The organism is Thalassolituus sp. (assembly GCF_034111725.1).
Taxonomy (GTDB): Bacteria; Pseudomonadota; Gammaproteobacteria; order Pseudomonadales; family Oceanobacteraceae; genus Thalassolituus.
Window position 1 is genome coordinate 42,542 of record NZ_JAWUWR010000078.1, and the last position, 20,072, is coordinate 62,613.

The 20,072-nt window shown below is 48.0% G+C and carries 19 protein-coding genes; 11 read left to right on the forward strand and 8 right to left on the reverse strand.

Going from position 1 to position 20,072, the window contains the following annotated elements:
• Positions 1–21 precede the first annotated feature (21 nt).
• Positions 22–1,236, forward strand: coding sequence for a UbiH/UbiF/VisC/COQ6 family ubiquinone biosynthesis hydroxylase (locus tag UXZ23_RS13375; protein ID WP_320821060.1), 1,215 nt, complete (start codon positions 22–24; stop codon positions 1,234–1,236).
• Between the two features lie 26 nt (positions 1,237–1,262).
• On the opposite strand, the gene UXZ23_RS13380 is transcribed toward UXZ23_RS13375, so the two are convergent.
• Entirely contained in the window at positions 1,263–2,141 is an 879-nt protein-coding gene (locus UXZ23_RS13380; protein ID WP_320821061.1) for an HDOD domain-containing protein, read from the reverse strand.
• A gap of 149 nt (positions 2,142–2,290) precedes the next feature.
• On the opposite strand from UXZ23_RS13380, the gene UXZ23_RS13385 reads away from it, so the two are divergent.
• Positions 2,291–3,487, forward strand: a complete 1,197-nt coding sequence (locus tag UXZ23_RS13385) for a class I SAM-dependent rRNA methyltransferase (RefSeq protein WP_320821062.1) — start codon at positions 2,291–2,293, stop codon at positions 3,485–3,487.
• Here the strand turns inward: UXZ23_RS13385 and UXZ23_RS13390 are convergent.
• Both UXZ23_RS13390 and UXZ23_RS13395 read right to left on the reverse strand, forming a co-directional pair.
• Positions 3,477–4,700: an imelysin family protein gene (locus UXZ23_RS13390; protein ID WP_320821063.1), complete on the reverse strand. Its 1,224-nt coding sequence runs from the start codon at positions 4,698–4,700 to the stop codon at positions 3,477–3,479. The genes UXZ23_RS13385 and UXZ23_RS13390 overlap by 11 nt on opposite strands.
• A gap of 3 nt (positions 4,701–4,703) precedes the next feature.
• Positions 4,704–5,366: an HAD family hydrolase gene (locus UXZ23_RS13395; RefSeq protein ID WP_320821064.1), complete on the reverse strand. Its 663-nt coding sequence runs from the start codon at positions 5,364–5,366 to the stop codon at positions 4,704–4,706.
• A gap of 289 nt (positions 5,367–5,655) precedes the next feature.
• On the opposite strand from UXZ23_RS13395, the gene rppH reads away from it, so the two are divergent.
• Positions 5,656–6,147 carry an RNA pyrophosphohydrolase gene (rppH, locus tag UXZ23_RS13400; protein ID WP_320821065.1) on the forward strand — a complete coding sequence of 164 codons (492 nt, stop codon included), beginning with the start codon at positions 5,656–5,658 and terminating at the stop codon, positions 6,145–6,147.
• Between the two features lie 6 nt (positions 6,148–6,153).
• The gene (ptsP, locus tag UXZ23_RS13405) at positions 6,154–8,436 is read left to right on the forward strand and encodes a phosphoenolpyruvate--protein phosphotransferase (protein WP_320821066.1); all 2,283 of its coding nucleotides are present in this window, start codon (positions 6,154–6,156) and stop codon (positions 8,434–8,436) included.
• 30 nt (positions 8,437–8,466) lie between these two features.
• Here ptsP and UXZ23_RS13410 read toward each other — a convergent pair whose 3' ends face one another.
• The 3 genes from UXZ23_RS13410 to UXZ23_RS13420 form a co-directional block, all read right to left on the reverse strand.
• Entirely contained in the window at positions 8,467–9,009 is a 543-nt protein-coding gene (locus UXZ23_RS13410) for a DUF882 domain-containing protein (protein ID WP_320821067.1), read from the reverse strand.
• Positions 9,010–9,186: 177 nt separating this feature from the next.
• Complete coding sequence (locus UXZ23_RS13415) at positions 9,187–10,986, reverse strand: L,D-transpeptidase family protein (RefSeq protein ID WP_320821068.1); 1,800 nt, start codon at positions 10,984–10,986, stop codon at positions 9,187–9,189.
• 115 nt (positions 10,987–11,101) lie between these two features.
• Positions 11,102–11,869: an NRDE family protein gene (locus UXZ23_RS13420; RefSeq protein WP_320821069.1), complete on the reverse strand. Its 768-nt coding sequence runs from the start codon at positions 11,867–11,869 to the stop codon at positions 11,102–11,104.
• Positions 11,870–11,985: 116 nt separating this feature from the next.
• Between UXZ23_RS13420 and UXZ23_RS13425 the strand changes: the two genes are divergently transcribed.
• The 7 genes from UXZ23_RS13425 to UXZ23_RS13455 all read left to right on the forward strand — a co-directional run bounded on the left by UXZ23_RS13425 (position 11,986) and on the right by UXZ23_RS13455 (position 17,885).
• Entirely contained in the window at positions 11,986–12,768 is a 783-nt protein-coding gene (locus UXZ23_RS13425) for a sulfite exporter TauE/SafE family protein (protein ID WP_015488683.1), read from the forward strand.
• A 102-nt stretch (positions 12,769–12,870) separates the two neighbouring features.
• On the forward strand, positions 12,871–13,680 hold the full coding sequence (gene lgt / locus UXZ23_RS13430; protein ID WP_320821070.1) for a prolipoprotein diacylglyceryl transferase: 810 nt from the start codon (positions 12,871–12,873) through the stop codon (positions 13,678–13,680).
• Positions 13,677–14,471, forward strand: a complete 795-nt coding sequence (gene thyA / locus UXZ23_RS13435) for a thymidylate synthase (RefSeq protein ID WP_320821071.1) — start codon at positions 13,677–13,679, stop codon at positions 14,469–14,471. The genes lgt and thyA overlap by 4 nt, the downstream gene beginning before the upstream one ends.
• A gap of 38 nt (positions 14,472–14,509) precedes the next feature.
• Positions 14,510–14,998, forward strand: coding sequence for a dihydrofolate reductase (locus UXZ23_RS13440; RefSeq protein WP_320821077.1), 489 nt, complete (start codon positions 14,510–14,512; stop codon positions 14,996–14,998).
• A 120-nt stretch (positions 14,999–15,118) separates the two neighbouring features.
• Positions 15,119–16,192 (forward strand): patatin-like phospholipase family protein, encoded by a 1,074-nt coding sequence (locus tag UXZ23_RS13445; RefSeq protein ID WP_320821072.1) that lies wholly within the window; start codon positions 15,119–15,121, stop codon positions 16,190–16,192.
• Between the two features lie 67 nt (positions 16,193–16,259).
• Positions 16,260–17,096, forward strand: a complete 837-nt coding sequence (locus UXZ23_RS13450; protein WP_320821073.1) for a hypothetical protein — start codon at positions 16,260–16,262, stop codon at positions 17,094–17,096.
• Positions 17,097–17,099: 3 nt separating this feature from the next.
• A complete protein-coding gene (locus UXZ23_RS13455) occupies positions 17,100–17,885 on the forward strand; it encodes a hypothetical protein (protein ID WP_320821074.1) in 786 nt (261 codons plus the stop codon).
• A 228-nt stretch (positions 17,886–18,113) separates the two neighbouring features.
• Here the strand turns inward: UXZ23_RS13455 and UXZ23_RS13460 are convergent, their stop codons facing one another.
• Together UXZ23_RS13460 and UXZ23_RS13465 are read right to left on the reverse strand one after the other, a co-directional pair.
• Entirely contained in the window at positions 18,114–19,403 is a 1,290-nt protein-coding gene (locus UXZ23_RS13460) for a hypothetical protein (RefSeq protein WP_320821075.1), read from the reverse strand.
• On the reverse strand, positions 19,378–20,072 hold a 695-nt coding region (locus UXZ23_RS13465), incomplete at its 5' end, for an MBOAT family O-acyltransferase (protein ID WP_320821076.1). The genes UXZ23_RS13465 and UXZ23_RS13460, both read right to left, overlap by 26 nt.

Genomic DNA, 20,072 nt, shown 5'->3' on the forward strand with positions numbered 1-20,072 from the left:
AAAGAGCGTTAGGGAATCAGTATGCAATACGATGTGGTGATAATCGGAGCGGGCTTAGTAGGGCAAGCCGTTGCCGCTGCTTTAGTGCAAGGTATGGGAAATAAAACCGTGCGAATTGCACTGGTTGACCCGAGTTACAACCTTGATGCTCCGGCGCCAACAACATCCCTGCAGACAGTTGATTTACGGGTGAGTGCATTGACGGCTCAAACCCAAGAGTTTTTAACCCAAGTGGGTGCTTGGCAGCATATTCCCTCTGCATCGTTAAGTCCTTACACTGGTATGCATGTTTGGGATGCCGAAGGTACGGGATCCGTCACTTTCGATGCGGCTGAACTGCACGTTCCTTGCTTAGGTCATATCGTTGAAAATCGTCAAACCTTGTGGGCGCTACAACAGATTGTGAGTGCCGCCGAGGGGGTTGATATTTTGCCCGTTGCCGTTCGCTATTGTGATAATCCCGATAGCGAGGGCTATGTTCCTGTCGTATTGGAAACAGGTAAAACACTGAGTGCAAAATTGGTGGTTGGTGCCGATGGTGCATTGTCACGCGTGCGTCAGTGGGCTGGGCTTTCAACCAGTGAGTGGGATTATGATCACAATGCCATCGTTGCAACCGTGGAATGTGAAAAGCCGATTGCTGCTACCGCATGGCAACGTTTCCGCCCTGAAGGTCCGCTAGCCTTTCTGCCCGTAGCTCATCACCCTCATTTGGCATCGATAGTATGGTCGACCTCTCCCGCCGAAGCGAAAGAACTTTTAGCGCTGGATGACGAGGCGTTTTGCCACGCATTAACTACGGCGTTCGAGCATCGTTTAGGTGCCGTGATTGCAGTGTCTAAGCGTGCAAGTTTTCCGTTACGCCAACGTCATGCTCGCGATTATTTTTGTCGTGGGATTGCACTGGCGGGCGATGCTGCGCACACCATTCACCCGCTGGCTGGCCAAGGGGTGAATCTCGGTTTCAAAGATGCGGCAGTACTTAGCGAAGAGATTGTGCGTGCGCTAAAGCGCGGAATTTCACCAGGTACGGATGCGGTACTATCGCGTTATCAGCGCCGTCGTCAGGTGGATAATTTAGCAACGATGGCGGCGATGGAAGGCTTCAAACGTTTGTTTGCTGCTGATATGCCTATGGTTCGTTGGTTACGTAACGAAGGTATGCGCTTGTTCGATCGTTGGTTGCCTGTGAAGCAGCATGTGGTGATGAAAGCGATGGGATTGGACCGGCTCTAACGCGAGATGTTTTTCAGGGTAGCGCTTTAGTGGCGATAGTTTTGCAGCCCAATACCGTTCTCAGCGTAGCTATCTTGCAGTTGTTCAAGATCAAATTCGCCTATACCTAAATAGGCGAGTACTTCTTGTCCGCAAGCTTGCCATTCGAGGTCTTCGCTCTGACGACCTAAAATTCGATAGTTTCCACAGATATGTTCGGCGACTTTTAATATCGCCAAAAGGGTTTTCTCGTCGCTATCTTGCTGGTTGGCGGTATTGAAGTAGCGCGTGGCATTGTGATGCTCGGCAATGACATCACACAATATACGCGGCAGACGCCATGATTTTGCTGTGTAGTAGCCAATCACCGCATGATTGGTGTTGAGTTCTCTATTTTCGATATCGACGACTCGTAACTCGGGATCGGCATACGACATTTCCATCACATCAAAATAGTTATCAAAACGCATCATTAGTAATGGGATGCCACAATTGTGGAATAGCCCTAGCAGGTAGGCGAGATCTTGGCGGCTGAAATTTAATTGATTGGCCAGCGATGCGGATAGGTGAGCGATATCGGTAGCAGTATCCCAAAAGCGATTGAGTTGAGTGATTTTGTCATCGCTCAATTGGCTTTTAATGGCGAGGCCATTGATAACGTTAATCACACTGTTTAAGCCGATTAGACTCACGGCCTGACTCACCGAGGTGATCTCATTGGGGAGTGAATATAGCGGTGAGTTCACCACTTTAAGCACGGTACCACTCAAGCCAACATCTTGGCCGATGAGTTGTGAAATGCGTTTGATGTCAGGATCGGGCGCAAACTGTTCCATCTGCAAATCGACAAGAATCTGTGGTTGCGGTGGAATGCGTATGCCCTGCATGACAGCCATTATTTGTTCTTCGGTGAGATCTTCAGCCATGATCTGCCCAATGCGTAAGAAGTTCTAACAGTGTAGATGAGCTTGTGGATTGTTACCGAGTAAGTTGCGCAACTCGTGGGTATAATGTCTGTAATTTTGTAATCAATGACCACCTGAGTGTTTCAGGGGGTATCTGTTCTGAGGTTTCCATGCACAGCACCTTGAGATTAAACGCCAAGGCAGAGCGCCGCCTAAAAGGCGGACATCTTTGGATATACAGTAATGAAGTGGATACGGTTACGACACCGTTAAAACTGATGGAGCCTGGCTCTCAAGTCGTGGTTGAAATGGCTAACGGTAAGCCGTTAGGTGTCGCCGTGGTGAGCCCTGAGCAACTAATTTGTGCGCGTTTGATTAGCCGTAATCCGCAGCAATTTCTTGATGCATCCCTCATTGTGCATCGTTTGCAAGTGGCGATGAGTAGTCGCGATTTGTGGTATCCGCACCAATGTTACCGTTGGGTATATGGCGACAGCGATGGCTTGCCTGGCCTAGTGATCGACCGCTTTGGTGATGTGGCTGTGGTGCAGATTTCGAGCATCACTATGGAAATGCATCGCCAAGAGATTATTGATGCTATTCATAAAGTCGCTAAGCCAAAAACGATCGTATTGAAAAACGATGGCAAGTTGCGTGCCGTCGAAGGCTTGCCTGAGTACGTTGAAATTGTGCACGGTGAGCTGGTGGATGATTGTGCGCCGCTGATTGAAAACGACACTAACTTTATGGCGCCTGTGATTCATGGCCAGAAAACAGGTTGGTTTTATGATCATCGCGAAAACCGTGCTCAGCTGAATCGCTTGGTAAAAGGTAAGCGCGTACTGGATGTATTTAGCTATGTGGGCGGCTGGGGCATTCAAGCAGCTAATCATGGTGCGGCAGAAGTGCATTGTGTTGATGCATCTGCTCAAGCACTTGATTGGGTAGAACAGAATGCCATGTTGAACGGTGTGGCCGACAGGCTACATTGCTGGGAAGGCGATGCCTTTGAAGCCTTGCGTCAGTTAAAAGATAACGGCGAGCGTTTTGATGTGGTGGTTGTCGATCCGCCAGCGTTTATTCCACGTCGGAAAGATATCAAGGCAGGCGAATTAGCTTATCGTCGCCTAAATCAGATGGCGATGCGGTTATTGAATAAAGATGGCATTTTAGTTAGCGCCTCTTGCTCCATGCACTTAGCTGATGATCGCTTGCCGGATATGATTCGTATCTTGGGTCGTGAGCTGGATCGCGAAGTGATGATTCAGCACGTTGGCTCTCAAGGTGCTGATCATCCTGTAATTCCAGCTATTCCAGAAACACGCTATCTGAAGGCTGTATTTGCGCGCGTATTACCTACCCGTTAGCGGGTAGTTTTACGCCTAATGTCCGTGCCGAACGTTCCAGCACGGCCATGAGTTCGATGACGCGCTGGCGGCAAAGCTGGCGCGCTTCTTCTTCGTTCGGGAGATGGTCATGCCATTGCACCACGCACGTATCGATATTGTCCCAGCCGCTACTCCAGTTTGCCATTAGGTCGGCATTATCGCCCAGTAGTACGTTTAACCCTGAACTTTCTGCGGCAGGAAAATATAACTGCTTCAAGCCATTAATAACCGCCCCAACATCCGCAGGTGTTGATTGGCTGTAGGGACTGCTGTAATCCGTGAGACGACGTTGAAGCACTTCATTACGGAGTAAATTTTGCCCTGCGAGCAGCGATGCCTGCAGTACTTTTTCGGCGGTAGTCGCTTGTACCACGCTGGCGTAATAGCCATTAGCGGGTTCCCAGCGGCGCTGCAATCGCTGCAAATGCTGTTGTAGAAGTTGGCTCGCGAGTAACAGATAATTTCGGCGGCGTTGATGATTACTAACGCTTGCGTCTAGGTTTGAATACTCATCCGCGTGGCTATCGGCGGAATCATCACTATTGCTGTGAGTAACATCTACACGTGCATCTTTCTTATCATCAAAATCAGTCGCTTGGCGCAGCCCATCTTCCCCCCAAAGCATGAACTCTAGCGGGTGATAGCCAATACTGGCATAGCTCGGATCGGAAAATCCGTGTTGATCCAGCAAGGTCTCAGCACTAATCGTCAGGGTTAAGTCATTAACAATTCCACTTAGGGCGTAACCCGGTACGTAATCAATGTATCCGCCTTCGATTGGCCAGCTATCCAGTAATGCTTGGACATCACGGTAACTTAAGTTGGCCTGACCCCATTCTGGCGGATCATTACCAGGGATGCGGGTAGAAGCCAGTGCCGATAAATAACTGGAGTACGCCAAACGCCATTGGCCTTGTGCTAATTGCAGGTTATCGTCGTTGGGCTGCTCTAACAGGTTGACGACGCGACTCTCTAACTCGGTGGCCTGTTCTAGCGCATCGGTTAGTGCCTGGTAAGCGCTTAAGCTTACATGTTCTGCGAACAGGGTTGCCTCGGGAATTTTCGCCGGGGTTTCAAGCTGTTTAAGTACAGGCGCCAATTCTACTGTTGGCACCTCACTGTTGTCGCAAGCTGCTAAGAATATGGCCGTGCCAATAGATAGCATTATGTATTGCTGGGCGCGAACCACCATGAATTACTCCGCTGCTCGCAAACTAATGATGGGCCAGCCCGCCGCTTCTGCCGCTGCTTTTAACGTATCGTCAGGATCGACCGCGACCGGATGATCAACAATGCGCAGTAAGGGTAAGTCGTTGTGAGAGTCGCTGTAGAAGTAACTGCCTTCAAGGGAATGTTGGTGCTCAGCAAGCCAGTCGTTTAGGCGAGTGACCTTGCCGCCTTGAAAGCTTGGTATGCCAACCGTTTTGCCGGTATAGCGTCCATCTACAACTTCAGGATGCGGTGCGATGATATGTTCGATATCGAAACGCGCTGCAATCGGATAGGTCACGAAACCATTGGTTGCGGTAATGATTAGGAGTGCATCGCCAGCGGCGCGATGTTTTTCAATCAAGTCGCGCGCATGTTGGGTAATCAGTGGATCGATGCGTTCTGTTAAAAATCGTTCGCGCTCAGCCAGCATTTGCTCTGTGTCGTATTGCGTGAGGGGGCGCATAGCAAATTCGAGATATTCATGGATATCGAGCGTGCCAGATTTGTACTGCTCATAGAAATGATCGTTGCGCTGTTGGTGTATAGCGGGATCGACTAAACCGCGATCGACAAGGTATTGACCCCAAGCGTGATCACTATCGCCAGAGAGTAGAGTGTGGTCGAGGTCAAATATCGCGAGTGCCAATGTTTTTCAGCCGTGTTGGGGCGCAGCCAGCGGGCATCGAAAGGGTGTCCAGCTGGGCGCAGGGATTACAAAATATATCGCTATTCTACGGGGATCAGCGCATACTTTCCTCAAAATTGTGCGGCAGATGGTGCGTTTTTACCTCTGTATTTCGCATCCGTATAAGAATGGTTCCAGTGCTGTTTCGCAAGGCAAACTCCAGCTAACTCATGGTTAGTCCTGTTGAGACTTGACCTTTGTCCCGAAATCAGCAAATTGTGGAAGCAGATAAAACGATTTGGATGGCATTGTGATTGATGAACACGGTTACCGCCCCAATGTCGGTATCATCCTTTGCAACGGCAATGGACAGGTACTTTGGGCTCGGCGGATTGGTCAAAATGCCTGGCAGTTCCCTCAAGGAGGGATCAAACAAGGCGAATCGCCAGAGAAGGCCCTTTACCGCGAACTTGCGGAAGAAGTCGGGCTTCGGCCAGAGCATGTGCAGATTATAGGTTGCACGCGTGGCTGGCTGAGGTATCGTCTGCCTAAGCGCATGGTACGTCACGACAGTCACCCTGTGTGCGTAGGACAAAAACAAAAATGGTACTTGCTACGCTTGGTCGGAGAAGATGCTCTGATTAATGTTGCAGCAACGGCAAAACCAGAGTTTGATGGCTGGAACTGGGTAAGTTACTGGTTTCCGTTAGGAGAGGTTGTTGCGTTTAAACGCGACGTTTACCGTCGAGCATTGACGGAGCTGGCGCCCCGGATAGCCAGATTGCAACGAAAAACCGGATGAGGACGTATGCTCGATATATTGAGACGCATAGTACAGGAGGTCAGCTCAGCTACGGATCTGAGTGATGCCCTCAAGGTCGTGGTTGCCCGCATTCGCGAGGCGATGCACACTGAAGTGTGCTCGGTATATTTGTACGATCCAGAATCTAAGCGTTATGTCTTGATGGCGACTGAGGGTCTGAATCAAGATGCTGTCGGCAAAGTGAGTCTGATGAGCTCGCAGGGCTTGGTTGGTCTTGTTGGTACTCGTGAAGAACCGCTCAACATTGATAACGCTCCAGCACATCCTCGTTTCCAATTTTTACCTGAGACTGGCGAAGATCCGTTTTTGTCATTCTTAGGTGTCCCTATTATTCACCACAAACGCTTAATGGGCGTTATGGTGGTACAGCAACGCGATAGCCGTCAGTTTGATGAAAGTGAAGAAGCGTTGCTTGTCACTATGTCGGCTCAGTTGGCTGGGGTTATTGCTCATGCAGAAGCCACCGGCAATATTCTTCACTTACCAACCGAAGCCAACGAAAAGAAGAAAAGTGCTAAATTTGGCGGTGCGCCAGGTGCGCCAGGTGTTGGCTTAGGCGAAGCGGTTGTGATCACACCTGCCGCCGACCTTGGTAGTGTTGTCGATCGTATTCCCGAATCTATTACTGAGGAAATCGAACGCTTTGATGTTGCGTTGGATGCAGCTCGCGATGAAATTCGTAAGCTCGGGGGGCAATTGCGTGGCGAATTACGCCCCGAAGAAATGGCCCTGTTCGATGTTTATCTGAACATGCTCGATGACAATGCTTTAGGAGCTGAAGTCAAAACGGCCATTCATAAAGGTAACTGGGCGCAAGGCGCGTTGCGCAGCGTTGTGATGGAATATGTCGGCCATTTCCAATTGATGGAAGATGCGTACTTGCGCGAACGCGCAACAGATATTATGGATTTAGGTACGCGGATTTTAGCTCACCTTGAAGGCGCAGAAGTCGAAACCGATAAGGACGATTATCCTGCAAATACTATATTGGTGAGTGAAGAACTAACCCCAGCGATGTTGGGTGAAGTGCCGACCAGCAAGTTACGCGGTTTGGTATCGGTTAAAGGTTCTTCTAACTCACATGTGGCGATTCTCGCGCGTGCGATGGGCATTCCTACCGTAATGGGCGTAGTAGATGTACCTTATGCACAGCTGCAAGGTATGGAGTTGATTGTCGATGGTTATCGCGGCTTAATATTCTCCAATCCCGGCGATGAGCTACGTGAACAATACCAAGCGATTTTTGAAGAAGAATTAGCGCTGACAGCAGACCTTGAAGGGCTGCGTGGCTTGCCTGCCGAAACCCTGGATGGCCATCGTATGCCGTTATGGGTTAACACCGGTTTGATTACCGATGCCTTGCGCAGTCTTGATCGAGGTGCTGAAGGTGTTGGTTTATATCGCACCGAAGTACCTTTTATGATGAAGGATCGCTTCCCTAGTGAAAGCGAGCAGCAAAAAACTTACCGCGAGCAGTTAGAGACCTTTAGTCCTGCGCTAGTGACTATGCGTACTTTGGATATTGGCGGCGATAAATCGCTAACCTATTTTCCGATTAATGAAGCCAACCCCTTTTTAGGCTGGCGCGGCATTCGAGTGACCTTAGATCATCCTGAGATTTTCTTGGTGCAAGTGCGCGCCATGATGAAAGCCAGTGAAGGTTTAAACAACCTGCGCATTATGTTGCCTATGGTGAGTAACGTCACTGAAGTTGATGAAGCGTTGCATCTCATTTATCGTGCGCATGTTGAAACCTTGGAAGAAGGCTTCGATGTCGAGATGCCAGAAATTGGCGTCATGATTGAAGTACCGGCTGCGGTTTATCAAATTCGCGAGTTAGCACAGCGGGTTGATTTTCTGTCTGTAGGCAGTAACGACTTAACGCAATATTTGCTTGCCGTTGATCGCAATAACCCACGTGTCGCCGATTTATATCAAGCCTTTCATCCCGCAGTTTTGCACGCTCTGAAGCTTATTGTGGATGGCGCTCATGCCGAGAATAAGCCAGTCAGTGTGTGTGGTGAGTTGGCAGGGAATCCAATGGGTGCCGTGTTGTTGATGGCGATGGGTTATGATGTGCTATCAATGAACTCGACTAACTTACCAAAAGTGAAGTCAGTCATTCGTGGTATCAGCCGTGAATGGGCTGATAACTTATTGGCAGAAGTATTAACAATGGAAAGTGGTCAGGTGATTGCCTCGACCATTCAGTTGGTACTTGAGAAAGCTGGCTTCGGGCGCATTATTGGCCCGCTGTCGAAAGGCTAAAACAGCACCTCTCGTGAGGCTGTCTAGTTGTTAAGCCGTCCACTGGCGTACGCGGCCAGTATCTATGTGTACAAAACCACTCTTTGGATAATATCCAACACCACCGTTTCTCATCATCAGTGCTGCTTTTTGTAGATCACGACAGGATATGCCTGGAAAACGGATATCTAACGCTCGTCCTTCCATGTGTAAGCTGCGCTTGGCTACACCGCCGTTTGCTGCACGGAGCATCTGATTGGTTTGCGGTGAGCGGTATCCAGAGATAATTTGAATCGGTTGATTCGGATTCAGTGTTTGCTGTAACGCATACAAGTTCAGATATAGAGCTCGTTGCATCGCTAGAGCTTGATTGGCGCGATGATCGCGCATGAGTAAATCAATATCTTGCACTTCGTCATCTACGAAGCCGCCATTCGCCCAGAACGTTGCCTTCAGCGACTCACCTGTATGTATGTTGTATAGACGCAGTATTTTTTCTTCTTGGCTTGCAGCATTGGCCATTGGACTGATACCTGCGAGTCCGGCACCCCCTATAAGGGCTGCTTGTTGAAGAAAACGACGACGATCCAGCATACCAAGGGCACCTCAGTTACAGTTCGGTTACAAGAGGCACTAGTATGCCAAAGGATTAAAGCTCTGGCGCATTCGAGCTGGGGTGAAAGTCGTTATCGACAGTTCTGTCAGGATGAATTGTGTAACTGCTTTGGATTATGCCCGCCTTCGGCATGATAACGGCGTGCGAAAGAGGAACTAAAGGCTTGCTTGGCGATGTGATGCCATACCGGCAGTTAAATCGCGCTGATAAACATCTTCGCGAACTTGTAGCACACCATCGTCGTCGACCCATGTAGTCCAATACATTAAGTAGACAGGGACTGGTTGTTCTAAGCGGATGCGTGAAGTGCGGTTTTGATCGATTGCTGCATCAATATTAGAGCGCTGCCAGCCGGTTTGGCGCGCGAGAAGTTTCTCTGCCAATAACCGTGGTTGTTCTACACGAACACAGCCAGAGCTGAGTGCTCGTTTCTCTAAGGCAAATAGCTCGCGATGCGACGTATCGTGAAGGTAGATGTCTTGTAGGTTTGGAAATAAGAACTTAACGGTTCCTAGTGCATTATCAGGACCCGGCTGTTGCACTAAGGTATATGGGAAATACTTGCTGCTGTACTTATTCCAGTTGATGTCTTTGGTCGACACATATTTAGGTGCGCCATCTTGATAGGTGATAACCCTAAATCCTTTTTGCTCTAGGTAGGCTGGGTTGCGCTTAATTTGTGGCAATAGGCTGGTGGCAGCAATGCGTGCAGGCACTGTCCAAGTGGGCGAAATTTCTATCGTGCTCATCATTTCGCTCATTACAGGGGTGCGTCGCTGTAAATTACCGATCACTACTTTCATATCGAGCGTTGGAGTATTGCCATCCATCAAGCGCAAACGGAAGTCAGCCATGTTAACCATGATATGGCGCTGTCCGAGTTCGCGTGGCAGGTGACGCCAGCGCTTCATATTTAGGGCAATACGCTGCGCGATCTGATATGGCGGAATATTCAGTTGTAAGCGGGTTTCATCGTTCAGCTCACCGGTCACTTCTAATTTGTGGCGTTTCTGAAAATGCATCACGGCTTCTTTTAAAGGCTCGTCAAAAAGGAAGCGCGGTTCGTCAATATTGATTGCTTCACCTTCCAATGGCCACTGGCTGTGGCTCTTATTCTCTTTAAATAGCCACGACAAGGCACCTTTTGGTATATCGCCATACTGACCTAGTACCCAGCGTAGATAGGGTATCATTTTATGACGTTGACCTTGGCTTATCTGCAAGTCAGCCGGTAGCTCTTCCCAAAGACCTGTTTCATCAATAGCGCGATAGCGATTCAGCTGCTCGCGTAGCTTTAGGTAGCCCGGTTGATTTGGGGTCAGCTGGGTCAAAAGTTCATCAAGATTGTCGTCTTCAACCGACTTTTGCAGTAAGCGCACCACATCTTCACTAGTGATGTTCGATAGGCTCTGCTCAGAAGATACTTTGCGAATTGGGTGATCTAGTTCACCGGTATCGGGAATAAGCTCTGAGTTTAACGATTGCTGAGCATAAGTAATAAAGGCATCGGTCAGTAGAATATCTACCGCAGTCGCTTGCTTCGGCACATTCGATAGGCGGTTGGTTTCTCGTTCTAACGTTGGCAGGGCATAGCCATAGTTGCGCCAATCATCACCTGCAGTTTCCCGCAGCACTTGAATCAGTTCTTTAGCCGCAGGTTTTAACTCGTAGCTGTCCATCCATACCGGTTGATAGTCGCGGTGTAGATAGAAGGGTTCAATGTTTTGAATGTGCTTTAAACGAACTTCACCGGCGACATGGCGCGACGATTCTATTAGCCATTCTTCCATGTAGCGCTGTGCGACATTCGGTGGCATGTAAGGCTTGGTATTTACACTTGCTGCCAGTGCGGCGAATAAAAGACCGACGCACAGCAGCCCGATCACAGCGGGGATCGCAAAATGCTTATTTGAACGAGGCGTGCTCGTCGTGCGGTAGTGTGTGTCGTATCTCATACATTGAGTATGGACAGAGATTTTAAAAAATGTGATTCAGATCGCTATTTCATCGCAATGATTTGTAACCAGATGTTGGCTTCTGTTGCGCCGCGCCCGTGAGGTAAAGGAATCGTTACAAGATGACGTTAAATTGTTCCGTTTGTTGCTCTTTGCCTTTGGCATTCCAAGTTGTTTCGGCTATGTGCAGCTTATTATCTTGGCCGACAAGTGCGGTGCTAGAACGGGTTCCATAGCCCGGAGCATGAATAAACTGTGCTGATAATAACTGCTCCCAAGCAAGTGGCACGCCAGTGCTGGGGAGTTCGTGGTCTGGGTAGATCTCACGACGAGATAATAGTTTAGTGAGACTGCTCTGAGGTGTACTTGGGTTTTGGCTCTGCTGCTCTCGCCAAGTCGCCAATTGTTGCTTGGCCAATATGGCTTTTGGCCACGGCGTATCGAGTTGCGCATTGCTGACGACATAGCGCCCCGGCTTTAGCTCGGTTTGATAACGGTCTGGGTGATTGCGCAGATAGAAAAGTGAATCTGTGGTGCCGACGATGAGATTGAATGGCGCGTATACGCTGGTTGCTAAGCTATTTAGCCAAGCTTCTGGGGCTAGATCAGAATTCAGGTAATCAAGCACCAGATGTCCGCGTGATACTGGGTCTTCTGGGCCGGCATTCATTACACGTATGTTGGTTAACGCAGCAAAGCGCCCTGAGCGACTAATGCCCAGCCAAGTGCCACCTTGTTCTAAATCCCGGCCAGCGATAATTCCCGGCGCATCGTCCCACTCGGCTAGTGGTAACGCAGGCCGCTGAAAAAATTCATCACGGTTGGCACTTAAGGTCAGCCATTGTGATTGCTGGGGCTGCCAGTCGAATACGATTAAACACATGCCGCTAGTGTACCCAAAAACTGGTTTTTTAGCCTGCTTGGCTTAGCGGTGAGGTTCGTACACCAGCCCGTTTTGCGCCATAATGCCGGCCCTATTAAATTACAGAGTTTTGCCGCATGTTTTTGCTGTATCTCATTGTTGGCGCAATCGCTGGCGTGTTGGCAGGATTGTTTGGTGTTGGCGGTGGCATGGTGATCGTGCCAGTACTTATTTTTACCTTTGCCGCTCAAGGTGTTAGCGATTCGGTAGCTACTCATATGGCGGTAGCGACCTCGTTGGCGACGATTGTATTCACGTCGATGAGCTCGGTTTGGGAGCACCACCGAAATGGTGCGATTGACTGGAGCATCGTAAAAGCCATGACGGCGGGTATTGTTGGCGGCACATTTGTAGGCGTGTTGCTGATTACCTCCGTGCCCGGGCCGGTATTGCAAAACATCATTGGTGTGTTCGCATTACTGCTTTCTATTAAGATGTACTTCAATATTGAACCCGGCAGTACTGGCAAGCGTCCAAGTGCGGCTGGCTTGATGAGTGCTGGTGGTGTGATCGGTTTTGGCTCGTCATGGTTTGGTATTGGTGGCGGCACCTTCACCGTGCCTTATTTGAGCTGGATGCGATTTCCTATGCGTCAGGCGGTTGCCACATCGGCGGCATGCGGTATTCCGATTGCACTTACGGGTGCTGTGAGTAACGTCTTGACGGGTTGGGGCCATGCCGATTTGCCGGAGTGGACAACGGGCTTTTTGTTTTGGCCCGCCATCCTAGGCATTGCCATTACCAGTGTCCCGTTTGCTAGAGTCGGTGCGCGCTTAGCGCATCGCCTCGATGCGGTGCTGCTAAAAAAAGCGTTTGCCGTGTTACTCTTCGTAGTCGGAATTCGCTTCTTGGCTTTTTAAGGCCCAGCGTCAGGCGTGATTTTTACTTCTATATTCGCCGATTCGTCATCTTGCCAAGGCAAGCTTATTGCCCATTTGACGTCTCGTTGCAGGGAACTCGTTATGCTTATATATCCAGAAATCAATCCCATCGCTATTGAGCTTGGGCCGCTGAAAGTGCATTGGTACGGCATCATGTATTTATTGGCATTTGGCACAGCTTGGGCGTTAGCTAATTATCGCGCGAAAAAAAGCAGCAATAATTGGGATGCTCAGCAGGTTTCTGATTTGATCTTTTTTGGTGCTATGGGCGTTATCTTAGGTGGGCGTTGTGGCTATGTATTGTTTTACAACTTCGGACAATTTTTAGACGATCCACTCTGGCTGTTACGGGTTTGGGAAGGCGGCATGTCGTTTCATGGCGGCTTGTTGGGTGTTGCTCTGGCGATTGCCTACTTCTGTCGGAAGTACAAACGCAGCTTCTTTGATGTTGCCGACTTCGGCGTTCCCTTTGTACCGCTTGGTTTAATGTTTGGTCGTATCGGTAATTTTATCGGCGGCGAATTATGGGGTCGTATGGCTGATCCCGCAGTAGTGCCTTGGGCTATGGTGTTTCCACACGGTGGGGATGTTCCGCGCCATCCATCGCAGCTCTATCAGGCGGCGTTGGAAGGCTTCTTACTGTTTGTTATTCTGTGGTTTTATTCGTCACGTCCGCGTCCGCAAAAAGCGGTGAGTGCTGTCTTTTTAATGGGGTACGGAATTTTCCGCAGTTTTGCCGAATTTTTCCGCGAGCCCGATGCACAAATTGGCTTTGATGCATTTGGTTGGATGAGCCGCGGACAGCTGCTCAGTTTACCTATGATTATTATTGGTGCGATCTTGCTGGTGGTGGCCTATCGCAGCCCGAAAACCGAGGAACAAAAAGCATGAAACAATATCTCGATTTGATGCGTCATGTGCGTGAGAACGGCACCTTCAAAGAAGATCGTACCGGTACGGGCACGTACAGCTGTTTTGGCTATCAAATGCGGTTTGATTTAAGCAAAGGCTTTCCTTTGGTGACCACTAAAAAATTGCACCTGCGCTCGATTATTCACGAACTACTATGGTTTTTGAGTGGCGATACCAATATCTCTTATTTAAAAGAGAATGGCGTAAAAATTTGGGATGAGGGGGCTGATGAAGACGGTAACCTCGGCCCTGTTTATGGCTCGCAGTGGCGCAGCTGGCCTGCGGCTGGTGGTCGTCACATTGACCAAATTACCCAAATCGTTGAGCAGATTAAAAGCAACCCAGACTCACGCCGTTTAATTGTTAGCGCGTGGAATGTGGGCGAAATTGAAAACATGGCGTTACCACCATGCCATGCGTTTTTTCAGTTTTATGTTGCTGATGGCAAGTTGTCTTGCCAGTTATATCAGCGCAGCGCGGATATCTTTTTAGGCGTACCGTTTAACATCGCTAGTTATGCATTGCTAGTGCATATGATGGCGCAACAATGCGACTTAGAGGTCGGTGATTTTGTTTGGACTGGCGGCGATGTGCATTTGTACTCTAACCACTTAGAGCAAACCGATTTACAACTAAGCCGTGAGCCTCTGCCGTTGGCTAAACTCGTGATCGCACGTAAACCTAATAGTATATTCGACTATAAATTCGAAGACTTTGTGATCGAAGGTTATGAATCGCATGCGCATATTAAAGCGCCGGTTGCGATTTAAACGGGTAGCGTAAGGAATTATTTGTGAAATTATCGTTAATGGTAGCCGTTGCCCAAAACCGCGTGATCGGCCGTAATAATGCATTGCCTTGGTACTTACCAGAAGACCTGAAATATTTTAAAAAAACGACCTTAGGTAAACCCATTATTATGGGGCGTAAAACCTTCGAGAGTATCGGTAAGCCATTACCGGGACGTACCAATATCATTATTACTCGCCAGCCTGATTTCACCGCTGATGGTATTAAAGTTGTGCATACGGTTGAAGCGGCTCGCGAGCTAGCGGAAAGCGTCTGCTTGGTTGATGGCCAAGATGAAGCCATGATTATTGGTGGTGCAGAAATTTACGGATTAACCTTGCCGCATTGTGATCGTTTGTATTTGACCGAAGTACATGCCGATGTAGAAGGGGATGCTTTTTTCCCAGAGTACGACAAAGCAGCATGGCAAGAAGTAGCACGTGAAGATTTTGCCGCCGCCGGCCCTAACCCATACGACTACAGCTTTGTTGTGTACGAGCCGGCATAACATTCATTCCGATAAATGATCAAAATACTCTGAGTATTGCGTCTTTAACTCTTTTAGCGGCAGGATGCTCACGGTACAACTAAGCCTCAATATAAAGCTTGAACGTTTAGGAGTTAAACCGTGACCCCGCCAGACTTAAAAATTTTTGCCGGTAGCGAAGCCCTCGCGCATATTCGTGCGAATGGATTACAGCCAAGTGATATCGAAATGCTGCTGGCAGCGTCTGGTGGGCCTAAATGGCTAGCCCTAGCCTCAATGGATCGCTACCTCCTGACTCATTGGTTTAACGCGCGTACCGAGCCTTTGCACGTGCTTGGCACATCCGCCGGTGCTTGGCGTATGGCCTGCTTCGCACAGCAAAATCCCCTTGCTGCTCATGCGCGTTTTCAAGAAGCCTATTTAAGCCAACAGTATTCGGCTAAGCCTACCGCGCAAGAAGTGGCAACTGAATGTCGCCATGTATTGGATGTAATTTTAGGCGATAACGGCATTAGCGAAATTATTAATAATCCCAATGTGCGTTATCACACCCTTGTGGCGCGCTTTAAAGGGCTTGCCGGTATTGATCAAAAATACGTGCAAATGCTCGGTATCGCTGGGGCCATGACGGCTAATTTGGTTTCTCCTGCAGCCATGCGCCCGTGGATCGAACGGGTTATGTTTCATCACCCAGAAAAACCACCCATTGATCACTTTCCGCATTTACCTGCGCGCCATGTCGCACTCACCGCCGAGAATTTAAAACCGGCTATTTTAGCCAGCGGTGCAATTCCGTTAGTTATTGCCGGTGTGCGTAATATTCCCGGAGCGCCGAAAGGCACCTACCGTGATGGCGGCGTAACCGACTACCAATTTGATTTACCCGTTATGCCAGAAAAAGGCTTTGTGCTGTATCCGCATTATTTTGCCCAAGCACCCAAAGGCGGTTGGTTCGATAAAAAACTGCGCTGGCGCGTCGCGTCACGCGAATATTACAAACGCACCATTATTATCGCGCCGTCTTGGGAGTTTGCCGCGACCTTACCTGGTGGGCGTATTCCGGATTTAGATGATTTTTATGAATATCCAGATTACGGCATCCGCAGAAAGCGCTGGGATGAGGCAATGGAAAAATGTGAACGATTGGGTGAAGAATTAGCCGAGGTACATGATGGCCAGAAATGGGCTGAAGTAGCAGAGCCGTTGCCGTGGTGATGTCGCTCCTGCCCAACGTGATTGTTGAGTATTTGAATCGGAAATAATTATAAACAAGGACAGTAAGGTGTTAGTTAAAATATCATTTTTTTTATTATTACTTCTCGGTAGCACTATCTCTAGTGCTGATACGATTGATTCAGATTTTCTGGATGATGACTTACCGCCGCCGCGCACGGGCACGTCTATGGAATATCGCACGGGCGTATGGTTGTTAAAAATAGAGGATGTAGCGCATTACGAAACGGTAAGTGGCTCAGATTATACGGTTACTAAATTAGAGGTAAAAACCACTGCGTGGGTTTATGCGTTGCTTAAAGGGGTGTCGATAGGATTTGAAGATAATAAATTCATCTATGACTTTATTAATCATCGGCCTTTCTCGTTCTACTTTGACGAAGATCTAAAAGATGGCGATGCTGCAGATATCGAAATTACAGCTTCTGGTTATCGCCTGAAAAACTATTACAACGAATCGAGTACCGATAAGCAGATTATAACCGGAGAGTTGGTTGTCTCATTTTCAGATGATGGACGATTGCTTGGTTATGGTGAGTATGGTTTTCATCCTAAAGGTCTTGTTAAACGCTTCGATGGTGAAAATTTGCTTGGTCATAAAAGGAAAATAACGGGAGTTAAGCTAAGTGATACTGCTTCGTTTGATGACAATTTAGATATCACCTTGAATGGTAGTCAGTACCTTTTGAGTCTTGTAGGTATTAAACGAGTAGAGCGATTACTAGATGGCAGAACCTCTACTACCGCCGTCGAATTAATCTGGAATCAAAATGGCCTTGATTCGTTTGTTCAGCTTCCTAGATTTGATGGATATGATTTTAGTTTTTCTATTTTGACGTCTGATGATGAAGTCGTTGATTATTCTTTAACTTTTAATGAAAACTAGATCATGAAATATATCCTATTAATTACTGCCATCTTGATGATCTTAGCTTGCTCTGAAAAAAGGAATGAACCTACCAGCCTATTAAGTCATAAGGTTGAATTCAGCGATTACGGCACGTATGGCCGCACCTTATACTTTGAGGATGATTCAGGCGATCAATGGTGTTTTTATAATGTTCTTAAAGTTGAAAATCCTAACTATGTTGATGTTGTATATTCATATCCTATAAAAGGTTCATGTAATCTCGACACTACCTTGTTAAGTGCAAGCTTTAGATCTCTAATTGTCAGTGAAAAAGTGGATGGTGATAGTACTTACACCTTGCTGGTGTCAGGCACCAATGTGAATGAGTATTTATACCCAAGTAATGGTGATTTATCAGAAGATAATGAAGAGTATCAACAATATTTTACAGCACCAATAAATCCTTTTGCTATAAAGTACATTCTTCCTCGTAATGGCGAAGAGCCTACAACTGACAATTCAGTATATGAGTTAAAATTGTCGTTTAAAGATGGTTTTTTGACGTCGAATGTTTTACCACTCGTTCCGTATATCGAAGGAAATGCATACTTGTCTATTATGGTTATATCCTATTTAGACTTACTCGATATGCTTGATATCTTTTACGAGTATGGGAGAAGCCTGCCTGACACATCACTGCCTTTTCCTGAAATGGCGAGCGGTGGTAATGATCTTAAACTGATTCGTGATCAGCCATATACTCGCTTGTATCCGACGGATGAAGATCCGTTTGTATTGAAGCAGATTCCGGTTGTTAACGAGTGAGTATTGCCTTTATAAAGAATCCGTTTTTGTCTGTAATCGTAAGCCTAGAGACGGAGTTCTCATTATGGATCAAGGGCGTAGTTGTTGGTTTGATCTGTTTGGCGGGCGCTTACTTATTGAAGGTGTTGCGATTAAAGGGATGTGATCGTGCCCATGTGCTGGGCACGATCAATCGAGATAGCGCTTGTTTCACATCAGTGGCATTGCACTGTTAAAAAGAAACTCATGTTAATGAGTTTCTTTTTCTTCTTTCGGTAGGTAGTGATCAGCCATCAATTTAGTGACCATGCTGCGGCCTTTAAAGAAGGTGTAGTGATCGGCGTCGAAGAAGTATTCAATACCTAGGTAAGGTTCTTTATAGATATCGACAACATCTACGCCGGTGGCGGCAACGACTTCAGCTAATGCCTTCTTGAAGTTCTCTTCCCCTTGCGGCGATACGTGCACGATATCTTGGTTTTGCGGCATAACAACGATGTCGACGTCTTTAGCGATAGACTGCGCATAACGAATCGTTTTAATGACATGCGCGATCATTTCTGGATCCATTTCTAGCCCAAGTATGTCGCAGCATGAAATACGCTGTTTTAGTGCAGATTCCATGCGCACTGGATCTTGCATGCGCTGCATAACTTGATCAGAAAGTTCGAGTGCTCTAGGGCTTGCCGTGGGTGGAAAGCCACCACGGTATTGAGCAGACCAACCGCCAAAAGGAATACTTTCTGGCCAGTCTTCTCGAAGCTGATTGAATAGATCCCAGCCGAGGTTATCCATAGGCACTGGCTTTGGTCGATCTTTAACGGTGTCGTTGATCTTTGCCATGGTAATCGGTGTTGCCAGCATATGGGTGATGGCTTCAGCCGGTACGCCACTGCGGAATAGTCGGGTATTGGCTAAGGCAAATGCTTCTTCCGGGTCGTCTAGTAAGGTCTGACCTATGTCGCCCCAACTGCTAAGAATCGCCGTGGTTGCATGATTTAGCTGGCCACTGGTATCGGCACGACGCTGGGTTGCACCATGGGGCGCAAACTCGTAAATCACGCGGTCAATTCGACCTGGGTGATCAGCAAAAGTACGTGCCAATTTGTGCGCAAATTTCGCGTGGATTGACGGGTCAGCGTTACCAAAACCAAAGTTATACGACACGGTCGGTACACCGGCAGCATTCAATTCTTCATCGAATAGATCGGGTGAAAAACCAAAGTGAATAAGCGAAGAGCCTAGTACGTATACCACTTCTCTTGGGTCATCTTCTGGCAATTCGAGGGCAGCACCTAAGTTGTCGCCGGTCGCTTGAATCCGTTCAATACTAAAAGGATTCAGCGAAGAATAACGCAACGATGCGATACCAATGTTAACTAATCCCATTGAGACGAGAATCATTAGGCCGCCGCAAATTACGGTATATAAACCGACTTTTCGTCTTCCTTCGGCGTTGCGGATATCCTCTTCTCGTTCGATAGACGCTTCGCTCTGCGCAGAGTTATTTGGTTTAGAATTGGAAGTAGATGAAGTCATGACCAAAATCTCCTACGGTAAAGAACAAAGTAAAACCAATCACAAGTACCGGCCAGAAGAACCATTGGCGATTTGCCAAAGCATCACCGTAGCGAATACGTAAAGCATCGACAAAGTGCATTAGGAACAATCCAGTTACGACCAAGGCCATCACGATACCGGCACCCGCAGTAACGGCGGTGGCTTGCGGTATGTGCATGTCGACGATCATTGTCCAAGCGGCTTCTAAACTAGAGCCGCGGAATAAAGGCCAGCTCAATACAAACAAGTAGTGAGTAACGGCAATTTTAATCACCAAGGACAACCAGTTCTTACTGTTAACCCATTTGCTTAATTGAGGTCTGTCGTTCAGCCATTGAGTAACCACGACGATCACACCCATGTAGGCGCCCCAGACAACAAACGTCCACGACGCGCCGTGCCACAATCCGGCGAGCAACATGGTAATAAATTGGTTACGTGCACGTTTGCCGTTGCGACTGCCGCCGAGCGAAATGTACAGGTAGTCTCGTAACCATGACGATAATGAAATATGCCAGCGGCGCCAGAAATCAACTGGGGACGTGGAGAAATACGGCAAGTTAAAGTTAATCGGGATGTAGACGCCGAGCATTAATGCAATACCGATAGCAATGTCAGAATAGCCACTGAAATCGCCATAAAGCTGAG